We start from the raw sequence: 12,454 nt of genomic DNA on the forward strand, positions 1-12,454 counted from the left end.
AGCAAAGGCTCAGAGAGCGGTCCCACCGCGCTTTGTGTCTTTGCTGTTTCTCACAACTGTATATTATGCGATACCGCTTTTTGATACTGCTCTTGCTGCCTTGCCTGCTGCAAGCCCAATCCCCTTATCTGAACCGGGTTTTGACGGATACCCGGCCAATTATATTGGAGCATGCCAGATGGGCTTTGCAACAAACACCACAAACGATTACTACGTATAGGTGTGAGCGTAGTGCCGGTGGCAAACATGATTTTTATTCGGAAGGGGATTACTGGTGGCCGGACCCGGTGAGTACCGACAGCCCTTATATACAGCGGGATGGGCAGAGTAATCCGGCCAACTTTGTGGCACATCGTCAGGTGATGATCCGTTTCAGCCGGGTGATGGGCGCGCTGGCAGCAGGATATGTGGCTACCAAAGACAAGACCTATCTGCAGCGGGCATTGGTGCATGCCAGGGCATGGTTTATCAACAGTACCACCCGGATGAATCCCAATCTGCTATATGCTCAGGCCATCAAAGGCAGAGCTACCGGAAGAGGTATCGGCATTATTGATACCATTCATTTTCTGGAAGTAGTGCAGGCGCTGCGTATCATGGAAAAAGCAGGGATGATACCTCCGGCAGACCTGGCGGCCCTCAAAGGCTGGTTTGCCGATTATCTGCAATGGATGACCACACATCCTTATGGAAAGGATGAGATGAATGCCAAAAACAACCACGGTACCTGCTGGGTGATGCAGGTGGCTGCTTTCGCGCAGTTTACCGGCAATCAGGAATGGACAGACTTTTGTATCAACCGTTACAAAACGGTGCTGTTACCTTCTCAGATGGCTGAAGACGGTAGTTTCCCGCAGGAGCTGAGGCGTACTAAACCTTACGGCTACTCGTTGTTTAACCTCGACGCCATGAGCACCATCTGTCAGCTGCTGAGTGACAAAGACCATGACCTATGGCGCTATACCGTTGAGCAGCAGCGTAATATGGGTAAAGGCCTCACTTTTATGTATCCTTATGTGAAAGATAAAAGCACCTGGCCTAATGATAAAGATGTGATGTACTGGAGTGAATGGCCGGTGGCACATCCCTTTTTGCTATTTGGTGCGGATGCGTTCAATAATGAAGAATACTACCGGCTTTGGCTGCTGTTAAATCATGATCCTGAGGTAGAAGAAGTGTTGCGTAACCTGCCTGTTCGTAACCCCGTGATTTATTTGTGATTAAGAAATTTCTTTAATATCTTTAAAGTCCTATGAAATAAAAACTTTAGAGGTATGAGTTGGATGAACGACTTGTATGTTATTTACCAGAAACTGGATGCCAACAGTTGTGAAGAGGTAAAAAATGATATACTTAAAGCCCAGATAGATGGCTGCACCAGGGGAGGGATTTACTTCCTGGTTTTACAGCAGCTTTTACATATTAAAAGGGAAAAGGCCCCTGTTTATGAACTGATTAAGGTTGAAGTGGAGAGTTTTATCCATTACAGTAGCAGACCACAGCAGTTATCCGCCTAGTTCCTCTATCAGTTTCTGCACTTTGAGATAATTGGCTGCCTGGGGTGGTATTTTAAGTAACCAATCCAGACATTCCTGCTTGTGTCCTTCCTTGAGATAACTCAGCGCCAGATAAAATGCTGCTTCATAGCGGAGGTCGCTGCTTTCCTTGTATACCTGTAAGAGGTCTGTTCTGGCTGGCTGCAGCTGGTTGAGGTCTACTTTGCAAACGCCCCGGTAGTATCGGGCGTAGAGGTTACCTGGATGTTGTTGCAGTACCTTGTCCAGCAGCATGATTGCATCACTGAAGTGGCCGCGGTTAAATTTCTGGATGATTTCTGCCGGCACCCGCAGGCTGTCGGTATCGGGCACCTGCATTTCTGTAGAGGCGAATTGTTTATAGATGTTTTTTCTCCAGGGGCTGATGTACATCATAACGGCCACGCCAGCTGCAAATATTGCGATGAAGATCACGGTGTTGCGTATAGGCGTGGGAGTGCTGTCCCGGGGAGAAAACCAGGCGTTGCGATGAGAGTACAACAGATGTAGTAACTCATCGCGGGAAGTGTCTTTGCACACGCGTTGAGCCAGCAACTGCCGGAACATGTCGAAACGTTTTACCTGCAGCAGCAGCGCAGGATCTGATTTCAGGCGGGCGTCAAAATCCTTTCTTTCAGTTTCCGGCATCAGGCCGGAGAGGTATCGGTCACTGGCTTGCAGGTCTTCATCAGACAGCATGCCCGGTTTCTTTTTTTCAAGATCCTTAAAAAGAGAGAGGTAGCAGTCGCATCTTCTGTTAGTCAGTTCTGCTACGGGAATCCTGGTTTCTACTGCGATATCTTCCTGTAGATGGTCAGCGAGCGACCATCGCAGCAGTTCTTTGCAACTGTCGCTGAGTTGCAGGTAGTAGCTGTAGGCCAACCGTCTTTTTTCGCCTTCACGCAGCACATCTTCGATATCCAGCATATCGTCGCGGCTAAGGGCAGCATTTTCTTCTGCTTCCATGCCGGCTATACGTTGTCCGCGTCTTTCCAGTTCCCTTTCCCAGATACGTTTGCAGAGCAGCTGCAGAAATGGCTCAAAAGAACTTACCTGCAGCGGGTGGCGCTGTGCATAGAAGTAGATGTCCATCAATGCTTCTTCGAAAATATGTGCTGCGTCTTTGACAGTGCCGCTCTTTTGCAGGATAAATCGTTTCTCTTTGGATGCGAATCGCTGGTAGATATCGTCTATTACGTTTGGGGTGTGGTGCAGCAAGCCCTCAATGTAGTCCTGGTCATGTAGTATTTCAGGTGACATACCTTTCGTTTTTGCCTTTTCGTCTATACTAAAAATATTAAACCTTCCTGAGGTAGCCTAATATATTTATTCTGTGCGCAGGCTTTCGTATCTTGCCGGTTATACCGATTACCAGCCACAGGACAGTAACAGTAACCTATGCTTCAGCCTATACCAGCTATTGACGAGCTGATTATGCATTTTATCCAATCGCCGCAGGACCCTGCTTTACAGGCATCTGTTGCGGAATTGGTGGCCAACAACCCAGAGCATGCCCGCTATATTGAAAGCAGGCTGCAGGCGTGGCTCGTGAAAGATAGTGAGCCGACTGCACTGACAGCCATCACTGTCAAACAAGTTGCCAGGCCATCTGTACTGCATGCCATCAAACCATGGATGCTGGGCGCCGTGGGCGTTGTCATGGCGGTGGTCCTCTTCTGCTGCTTCCGGAAAACGCCCCGAAAACTGAGGCCCTATACCAACTCCACCACTCACGTCGACTCTGTACGGTTACCCGATGGCAGCCGAATCGTGTTGAACAAAAATGCAGCCATTTTGTACGATAACAGACACCAGGATCATAACTATGCAGAAGTGATGAAAGGAGATGTTTTTTTCGATCTGCGGAAACAAACACCCTGTACCGTGATAACGCCTGGAGACTATACGTTGCAGGCCGCTGCGGCCGCTTTTAATGTGCACGTGTCTGCTACCGGTGTTGTGGTGTTTGTATCACGGGGAAAGGTCACCCTATCAGGTAAAGAAGCGGATGATATGGTCCTCTCTGCTAATACACAGGTAACGCTTGAAGAGAAAAAAGCCACCAGAAAAAAACTGGACAGCCAGGGGCCGGTGGCCTGGAAAACAGGTGTGCTCCGCTTTCGCAATACCGAAGCTTCGGAAATACTGGATGCTGTCAGCGTTTGCTATGCGATACAAATCTCTGTACCTCCTTCTGCTGAAAAATTGCTTCACAAAAAACTAACCATCGACCTCAGAAAAAAATCAGAGCGGGAAATGATCGCCCTGTTACAGAAAAGCCTGTCTGCACATCTTGCTAAAGACAGCACAGACAGGTATTACCTCACACTTAAATAATCACGGTTCAACGGAACATTACCAGCTGTTCAATGCAGCGCGGGTGCATTCAAGGTGTAATGTGATATGAAACACCAGCGTTGGGAAGTGAGTAATGTACCACGAGCTTTTAAAAAAGGCATAGAAAGTACGCTGGCGCCGGTAGGAGCGGGCCATGAGCTACAGTACAGTATATAAGTGGTAAATGGAGAGGGGTTATAGTTTCAGGCCGGCGTGCAGGCGCAGCAGGACCTCTTTTAAAGTGGCAATATCTTCTTCCCCGATTGTGTCAATGTAAGCGGCTTCAATTTCCAGGATAGATTCTGATGCATCTATCAGCAGCAATTTTCCTTTTTCGGTGAGGAAGATGACGCTGGCGCGGTTGTCTGTTGCATGTTTGCGGGTGGCGATATAACCGTCTGCTTCCAGGTTTTTGACCACTTTGCTCATGGCCTGTTTGCTGATGCGGGCTTTTTTAGCCAGTTCATTGTTGATGGTGCCTGTATCGTCAATATTGATCAGTACTACCATATCGCTTGGGCGGAAGTTGTGGTAGCCCAGTACCAGCAGTTTTTCTGTTAATCGCTGGTCGAGGTCTTTTTTTACGAGGCTGAGCAAACGGCCCAGGCTGGAGGTTCTCCGCGCAAGGGAGGCCTCGTATCTTTCATCTGTGATACTCATGATACTGTGTAGGTTTAGTATGTAGGTTTAGTAAGGTCGAAACAACGAAGGGCTGACATGTGCTGTCAACCCTTCGTTAAATATGGTAAAGAACAGTGCTGTTTGTACGCGTAATCAGCCATTACGGTATGGTTTCAAATATGCTTTCTGCTCTGGCGTAGCATCTCAGTCCGACGATGGTATTGCTTATCCCCACCTTTACTCTTTGTGCAGACCTGATGCTGGTAGATGTCAGTCAATCAGAGCCTAAGGCCCCGGCTATGCCCATTTCCAGGCCCCGCAGTTCGGCCAGTCCGCGCAGGCGGCCGATAGCGCTGTATCCCGGATTGTTTTTTTTATGCAGGTCATCCAGCATCTGATGCCCATGATCCGGCCGCATTGGAATGGAAACATTGCGGCGTTTCATAGTGAGGAGGATGTTTTTCACCACGGCAAACATATCTACGTCGCCTTCTAGGTGGTTGGCTTCATGGAAGTTGCCTTGTGCATCACGCTGGGTGCTGCGCAGGTGGATGAAGTGGATATGATCGCCCAGTCGTTCGATCATACCAGGCAGGTCGTTGTCGGCTCTTACGCCATAGGAACCGGTGCAGAAGCACAAGCCATTGGCAGCATAAGGTGCAGCGATCAGCAACTCCCGGGCATCCTGCTCTGTGCTCACAATACGAGGCAGCCCGAAAATCGGAAACGGAGGATCATCCGGATGGATGGCCAGTTTAACCCCTTCTTCTTCCGCTACCGGCGCTATCTGTTGCAGGAAATAGAACAGGTGCAGCTTCAGCTGGGTGGCATCAATGCCTTTGTATTTGTCGAGTGCCGCCTGGAACTGCTCAAGTGTAAAACTTTCTTCAGAACCTGGCAGGCCGGCAATGATATTTTTCTGTATCAGCTGTTTTTCTTCCGGTGTCATGCTATCGAAACGTTCTTTCGCACGGGAGATCTCCTCTTCGGTATAATCTTTCTCCGCATTGGGACGCTTCAGCATAAACAGGTCAAACGCCATAAAGGCATCTTTCTCAAAACGCAGCGCTTTGGAGCCGTCGGCCACTTCGTAACTCAGATCGGTACGGGTCCAGTCCAGCACCGGCATAAAATTGTAGGTTACGATGTTGATACCGCATGCAGCCAGGTTACGGATAGATTGCTGGTAATTGGCAATATACTCCCTGAACTGTCCGCTCTGCGTTTTAATATCTTCATGAACGGGAATGCTCTCCACCACAGACCAGGTAAGGCCTGCTGCTTCGATCATCGCTTTACGTTGTGAAATTTCCTCTTTCGTCCACACTACTCCATTGGGAACATGGTGCAATGCTGTCACGATTCCGGTAGCGCCGGCCTGTTTTATATCAGACAGGCTTACCGGATCATTAGGTCCGAACCATCGCCATGTCTGTTCCATTCTCAGCATAATGCAATATTGGTTTTAGTAATATCCAAAACTTATGAATCAAACCCCAAAAATAGAATCTATCAGCAGATAATCAAAGTTTAAATATCAAAAGCTGATGACTCATCATATCAGTTACTCGATCAGTACGATCATCAGGTCCATCACATTAGTTTGTGTAGGCCCTGTAACCAGCAACCCGCCTGCTTTTGAGAAAAATGTCCAGGCATCATGCTGTTGCAGAAATTGTTGTGCATTCAATTGCATCGCCGTCGCTTTTTCCAGTGTATGATTGTCTGCAATGGCTCCGGCTGCATCAGTAGGCCCGTCTGTTCCATCTGTACCTGCGCTCAACAGGGTGATACCGTGCTGTCCGTCCAGGTTGATAGCCGCTGCCAGCGCCAGTTGCTGGTTGCGCCCTCCTTTGCCGCTGCCGGTAACATGAACGGTCGTTTCTCCGCCCATCAGCAGACAACCGGGCCGTGGTCCATTGTATTGTATAGCTGCCTGTACCAGTGCGGCTGCTACCGTATGTGCTTCACCGGTAGTGGCAGATGATAACAGCTGCGGATGGTAGCCCAGGCTGCGAGCCTCTTCTGCTGCGGCCTGCATGGCGATACGATTAGTGCCCACCAGATAGTTATGCACATGGGAGAAACCTTCTTCGCCGGGCTTGGGGGTATCAGGTATGTTGCCCGCCATGCCACTATCGAGGTGCTGACGCAGACTTGCCGGCAGCTGTGGCAACAGCTCATATTTTTCCAGTATGGCCATAGTGTCCGCAAAAGTAGAAGGGTCGGGAACTGTAGGGCCCGAGCCAATCACACTCAGATCGTCGCCTACCACATCGCTTAGTATCAGGGAGCATAACGTGGCCGGATATATTTTTTGTGCCAGCCTTCCCCCTTTGATTTGGGAGAGATGTTTGCGCACGATGTTGACATCATGGATCTCTGCTCCGCTGGCCAGCAGCAGCTGAAACAGCTGTTGTACGTCTGCGAGGGAACAGCCTTCCGGCACATCGGCCAGCAGGGCGGAAGCGCCGCCAGACAACAATAGTATCACAAGGTCGCCTTCTTTTGTACCAGCTGCTATTTCCTGAAAACGTCGGGAAGCGGCCACACTCTGCGCATCCGGCACAGGATGTCCGGCCTCCAGCAGGTCGAGGTATTGCAAAGGCAAACCATGACCGTATTTGGTTACTACCAGCCCTTCCAGGCGAAAATATGCTGACAGGAGCTGCTCCAGTTCCTGCGCCATCGCAGCGGAAGCCTTGCCGGCACCGAGTACAATCACGCGGCCGCCAGGGGGCAGCACATAATCATCTCCCGAAATAACAACGGTAGTACGATCACGTACCGCTATATGCCTGCGCACCAGTTGAGTAGGATGCACGGCAGATACGGCATGCAGGAAAATGGTCTTTATGTCCCGGATGGCTGAAATGTTGATGTTGGTTTTTTGGGATGATGGACAATGAATAACAGTATAACAACGATTTTGTTGTATCGTTATTCACGGGCAGCTTGTTTACGCTGTCTTTTTTTCTCCATCTTGGCTTCGAGATGCTCTTTTTTGCGCATCTCCCAGTCATTCCATCTTTTATACTGGGTAGCAGTGAGCACGTTTTTAAACCGCTGGCTGCGTTCAGAGTCCAGGGCTTTCAGTTGCTGCATCCGCTCTTTTTTAGGAAGTTCTTTATTGGTATGAATCACATCTCTGCGTCGGATAATGTCTTCATTGATGGCATAGATCTTCTGGTACTGATCTCTGTCGAGACCTACCTGTTTGGATATCTTATCACTGATTTTGTCTGCTCTGCCTTCCACTCCCCACCGGCCTCCCAGAGAGGTGCTGTCTTTGGTTTGCGCAGCAGTGGTCAGCTGGAAGCCTCCCAGGAGGCAACACAACAAAAGTGCCGTATAGAGCGAGAATATCTTCATAGTCAGCAAGTATTATATCAAATTTAGACAAACTTAACGGGTAAACCCTTTTCAAATTATCCCTTTTTCGTGTTAATGCAAAAACTTATTCGGCCCCGGAACCGCTACCACTCATAAAAAAAAGTGTTATTTACTATCTCCCCGACTAATCATTTATTACATTTAAGTCGAGCAACTGAATCTAAATCGAAAAAACTGTTGTACATGAAAAGAGCTTTTGAGAAACCCGGGAGGGCTTTGCTATCCCGTGGCGTCGCCTATGCCCTGAACCGGCACCGCAGCAAGCTGCTGGTGTTCTCGTTACTGCTGGCTGGCTCCTATGCCCATGCACAGGAAACCTATCCTGTTAATGGAATTGCGGACCCTAAAGAAGGTTGTTACGCATTTACCCATGCCACCATCATTAAAGATGCACAGACTACCCTGAGCAACGCTACACTGGTGGTGCGCGATGGCAGAATTGTGGACGCCGGTCCCGCCGCCGTAATCCCTAAAGATGCAGTGGTAGTGGATTGTAAAGGAAAGTATATCTATCCTTCCTTTGTAGACATCTTCAGCAGCTATGGCCAGACTGAAATTAAACGCACCGGCGGCTCCTGGAATGCAGCACCACAATTTCTTTCCAACACCAAAGGCGCCTATGGCTGGAACCAGGCCATCAAAAGCGAAATCAACGCAGTAGACCTTTTTGCTGTTGATGAAGCTAAAGCTGCTACACTCCGTGAAGCGGGCTTTGGTACGGTGGTATCTCAGCCAACAGACGGTGTGGCCCGTGGTACTGCTACACTCGTAACCCTCGCCAATGGCAAGGAAAATAAAGTGATCATCAAAGAAAAAGTAGCAGCTGGTTATTCTTTTGATAAAGGTACTTCTACCCAGAACTACCCCAGCTCACAGATGGGCTATATTGCCCTGCTGCGCCAGACTTTCCTCGACGCGCAATGGTATAAATCCCAGCCGGCAAAAGAAGGTGTTAACCTCAGCCTGCAGGCCTGGAATGCCAATCAGCAGCTGCCGTCCATTTTCGAGGTAAAAGATAAATGGGATGCTCTCCGCGCCGATAAAATCGGGGATGAATTCGGAGTGCAGTATATCATCAAAGCTGGTGGCAACGAATATCAGCGCATGGCTGAAATCGCCGCTACCAAAGCCACTTTTATCCTGCCGCTCAATTTCCCGGGAGCTATCGATATGGAAGATCCCAGCGATGCCCGTTTTGTATCACTGACCGATATGAAACACTGGGAAATGGCCCCTTCACAGCCTGCCGCTTTTGAAAAAGCAAATATCCCTTTCTGTCTGACTGCTGCTGACCTGAAAGATGTGAAGTCTTTCCTGAGCAGCGTACGCAAAGCTATCGAGTATGGACTGAGTGAACAGAAAGCACTGGATGCCCTCACCAAAACACCCGCTACTACTTTAAAAGTTTATGATAAAGTAGGAAGTCTGGAAGCCGGCAAACTGGCCAACTTCCTCATCACTTCCGGACCGGTGTTCAATGAAAACACGGTGCTGCTGCAAAACTGGGTACAAGGTAATCGTTACCTGATCAAGTCAGACGCCTGGAATGATATCCGTGGTGTTTATACGATTAATCTGACACCCGGCAACAGCATTAAAATAGAAATAAAAGGTACGCCTGCAGCGCCTGCAGTGACTGTATTGCAGAAAGATACCATTGCCGGTCGCATAGACATCAACAATAAGCTGGTAACCCTTTCGCTGCCATTGGCCAAAAATGCCCGCAACAACATCCGGTTGAGTGGACTGATCAGTGATAACGGCTGGTCTGGTACTGGTGTCGATACCGTGGGTAGCGCCATCAGATGGAACGCTGTATTCGCCGGCATCACACCTGCCAAAGCCGATTCTGCAAAGAAAAAAGCAGCCGTAGATATGGGCCCTGTGTATTATCCTTTCAGCGGATATGGCTGGGATAAACTGCCGCAACAACAAGACATCCTCATTAAAAATGCAACTGTCTGGACCAACGAAAAAGAAGGCAGACTGGAAAACACAGACGTGCTGGTACGCAACGGCAAGATTGCCCAGATAGGTAAAAACCTGGCTGCAGGCAGTGCCCGCGTGATAGACGGTACCGGCAAACATCTCTCTGCCGGGATCATTGATGAGCACTCTCATATCGCTATTTCCAACGGCGTAAATGAATCCTCTCAGGCGGTGACAGCAGAGGTACGCATCGGTGATGTACTGAATCCTGATGATGTGAATATCTACCGTCAGCTGAGTGGTGGTGTTACCTCCTCTCATCTGCTGCATGGCAGTGCCAACCCGATCGGCGGACAGTCACAGCTTATCAAACTGCGCTGGGGCCAGAATGCAGAAGAATTAAAAGTAACTGCATGGGATCCTTTCATCAAATTTGCCCTGGGTGAAAACGTGAAGCAGTCCAACTGGGGTGATCGTAATACCGTTCGTTTCCCGCAGACCAGGATGGGGGTAGAGCAGGTATATGTAGATGCGTTTACCCGTGCCCGTGACTACGAAAAACAAGGTCCCGGCAAACGCCGTGATCTGGAACTGGACGCGCTGGCGGAAATCCTCAACGCCAAACGTTTCATCACCTGTCACTCTTATGTGCAGAGCGAAATCAACATGCTGATGCATGTGGCTGACAGCTTTCACTTCCGTGTAAATACCTTCACCCATATTCTCGAAGGTTACAAGGTAGCTGATAAGATGAAAGCACATGGCGCCGGCGCTGGCACCTTCGCTGACTGGTGGGCGTACAAAATGGAAGTACAGGACGCCATCCCGTATAATGCAGCTATTATGCACAAGGTAGGTGTGGTGACCGCCATCAACTCCGACGATGCGGAGATGGCTCGTCGTCTTAACCAGGAAGCTGGTAAAATTGTGAAATACGGAGGTGTACCTGAAGAAGAGGCGCTGAAAATGGTGACGCTCAATCCTGCGAAGCTGTTGCACGTAGACAGCCGCACAGGCAGCATCAAAGTAGGCAAGGATGCCGATCTGGTGCTGTGGAGCGATAATCCGCTGAGCATCTACGCTAAAGCAGAAAAAACCATTGTAGATGGTATCGTGGAATTTGACCGCGATTACGATCTGCAGCTGCGTCAGCGTATTGCAGCAGAACGCAACAGACTGACACAAAAACTGCTGGGCGAAAAGAAAAAAGGCACGCCTACACAGAAGGCTTCTTTTGCACCGGATGAAATGTATCATTGCGAAGACCTGCAGGGTGGCCACCAGGAAGGTCTGGGATTAACATCAGGTGCTGGGTTCTAAAAAATAAAATCATGAAAAAAAGCATATATCTACTGGCCCTGGCTATTGGCGCACAAACAGCCTATGCACAGGAGACCATCTCCCCGGCAGGCCCGCAGGACAAGCCGGTATATCTCACCAATGCCGTGATCCATGTGGGTAACGGTCAGGTTATCGAAAACGGCACGATTGCTTTTGCCAAAGGTAAAATCACGGCGGTAGGTGCCAGCGTTCCTGCTGCCGGCGATGCCACTGTGCTGGACATGAAAGGGCAACATGTTTATCCGGGTATCATCGCTCCGGAAACCAAACTGGGCCTGGTGGAATTTGAAAGTGTACGTGCTACCATCGATGCCAGGGAAGTGGGTGAAATTAATCCTTCCATCCGCTCCATCATCTCTTACAATACAGACTCCAAAGTGATCAACACCCTGCGGTCCAACGGTATCCTGCTGGCCCAGGTGACACCTGAAGGTGGCCTGATCAGCGGCACTTCTTCCGTTGTACAACTCGATGCCTGGAACTGGGAAGATGCTGCCTACAAAACAGACAACGGCGTACACTTTTATATGCCTCGTCTGGTGAACATCGGCTCCGGTCGTGGTTTCCGCGGTCCTCAGTCCAAAGACCCGGTGAAGGAAGGAATGGAACAGATTGAAAAAGTGCGTATGTTTTTCCGCGAAGCAAAAGCTTATCAGCAGGAAAACAAACATACTGCTACTAATCTCCGTTATGAGGCCATGCGTAAGCTGTTCAACAGAGAACAGAAACTGTTCATCCACTGTGAACTGGTAAGGGAGATGCTGCTGGCGATTGATTTTGCGAAGGAGTTTAATGTAGATGTGGTGATTGTTGGCGGAGCAGACTCCTGGCAGATTGCAGACCTGTTGAAACAAAACAACATCGCTGTTGTGCTTACACAGCCGCATAGTCTGCCACTGATGCAGGATGACGATATCGACCAGCCTTATAAAACCGCTGCACAGCTGCAAAAAGCAGGTGTGTTGTACTGCCTGAGCAATGAAGGTTTCTGGCAGCAGCGCAATCTGGGTTTCGAAGCCGGTACCGCCAGTACTTTCGGCCTGAGCAGGGAAGAAGCTTTATCTGCTGTTACGCTGAATGCCGCTAAAATACTGGGGATTGATAAAATCACCGGTACACTCGAAACCGGTAAGGATGCCAATATTGCGGTGAGTGCCGGTGACATGTTGGATATGAAATCCAGTATCATCACCCGCGCTTATATCCAGGGAAGGGAAATCAACCTGGATAACAAACAGCATCAGCTGTATGAAAAATACCAGAAGAAGTACAACATCAAATAGAGGTTGTATATAAAA

The 12,454-nt window shown here is 49.2% G+C and carries 10 protein-coding genes; 5 read left to right on the forward strand and 5 right to left on the reverse strand.

What is annotated here, in order from left to right; translation table 11 throughout:
• Positions 1 to 65: 65 nt before the first annotated feature.
• A complete protein-coding gene (locus DF182_RS16835) occupies positions 66 to 1,220 on the forward strand; it encodes an alginate lyase family protein (protein ID WP_113617018.1) in 1,155 nt (384 codons plus the stop codon).
• A 54-nt stretch (positions 1,221 to 1,274) separates the two neighbouring features.
• The gene (locus tag DF182_RS16840) at positions 1,275 to 1,517 is read left to right on the forward strand and encodes a hypothetical protein (protein ID WP_147243457.1); all 243 of its coding nucleotides are present in this window, start codon (positions 1,275 to 1,277) and stop codon (positions 1,515 to 1,517) included.
• Here DF182_RS16840 and DF182_RS16845 read toward each other — a convergent pair.
• Entirely contained in the window at positions 1,506 to 2,795 is a 1,290-nt protein-coding gene (locus DF182_RS16845) for a CDC27 family protein (protein WP_113617020.1), read from the reverse strand. The genes DF182_RS16840 and DF182_RS16845 overlap by 12 nt on opposite strands.
• 138 nt (positions 2,796 to 2,933) lie before the next feature.
• Between DF182_RS16845 and DF182_RS16850 the strand changes: the two genes are divergently transcribed.
• Positions 2,934 to 3,872, forward strand: coding sequence for a FecR family protein (locus DF182_RS16850; protein ID WP_113617021.1), 939 nt, complete (start codon positions 2,934 to 2,936; stop codon positions 3,870 to 3,872).
• 195 nt (positions 3,873 to 4,067) lie between these two features.
• Here the strand turns inward: DF182_RS16850 and DF182_RS16855 are convergent, their stop codons facing one another.
• The 4 genes from DF182_RS16855 to DF182_RS16870 all read right to left on the reverse strand — a co-directional run bounded on the left by DF182_RS16855 (position 4,068) and on the right by DF182_RS16870 (position 7,865).
• The gene (locus DF182_RS16855; protein WP_113617022.1) at positions 4,068 to 4,532 is read right to left on the reverse strand and encodes a MarR family winged helix-turn-helix transcriptional regulator; all 465 of its coding nucleotides are present in this window, start codon (positions 4,530 to 4,532) and stop codon (positions 4,068 to 4,070) included.
• 235 nt (positions 4,533 to 4,767) lie between these two features.
• Positions 4,768 to 5,943 carry a mannonate dehydratase gene (gene uxuA, locus DF182_RS16860; protein ID WP_113617023.1) on the reverse strand — a complete coding sequence of 392 codons (1,176 nt, stop codon included), beginning with the start codon at positions 5,941 to 5,943 and terminating at the stop codon, positions 4,768 to 4,770.
• Between the two features lie 114 nt (positions 5,944 to 6,057).
• Complete coding sequence (locus tag DF182_RS16865; protein ID WP_317048448.1) at positions 6,058 to 7,437, reverse strand: glycerate kinase type-2 family protein; 1,380 nt, start codon at positions 7,435 to 7,437, stop codon at positions 6,058 to 6,060.
• Positions 7,434 to 7,865, reverse strand: coding sequence for a hypothetical protein (locus DF182_RS16870; RefSeq protein ID WP_113617025.1), 432 nt, complete (start codon positions 7,863 to 7,865; stop codon positions 7,434 to 7,436). Before DF182_RS16870 ends, DF182_RS16865 begins: the two co-directional genes overlap by 4 nt.
• 204 nt (positions 7,866 to 8,069) lie before the next feature.
• On the opposite strand from DF182_RS16870, the gene DF182_RS16875 reads away from it, so the two are divergent.
• Entirely contained in the window at positions 8,070 to 11,135 is a 3,066-nt protein-coding gene (locus tag DF182_RS16875) for an amidohydrolase family protein (protein ID WP_113617026.1), read from the forward strand.
• 11 nt (positions 11,136 to 11,146) lie between these two features.
• On the forward strand, positions 11,147 to 12,439 hold the full coding sequence (locus tag DF182_RS16880) for an amidohydrolase family protein (RefSeq protein WP_113617027.1): 1,293 nt from the start codon (positions 11,147 to 11,149) through the stop codon (positions 12,437 to 12,439).
• Positions 12,440 to 12,454 lie beyond the last annotated feature (15 nt).

Origin of the sequence: Chitinophaga flava (genome assembly GCF_003308995.1) — a bacterium.
Classification (GTDB): Bacteria; Bacteroidota; Bacteroidia; order Chitinophagales; family Chitinophagaceae; genus Chitinophaga; species Chitinophaga flava.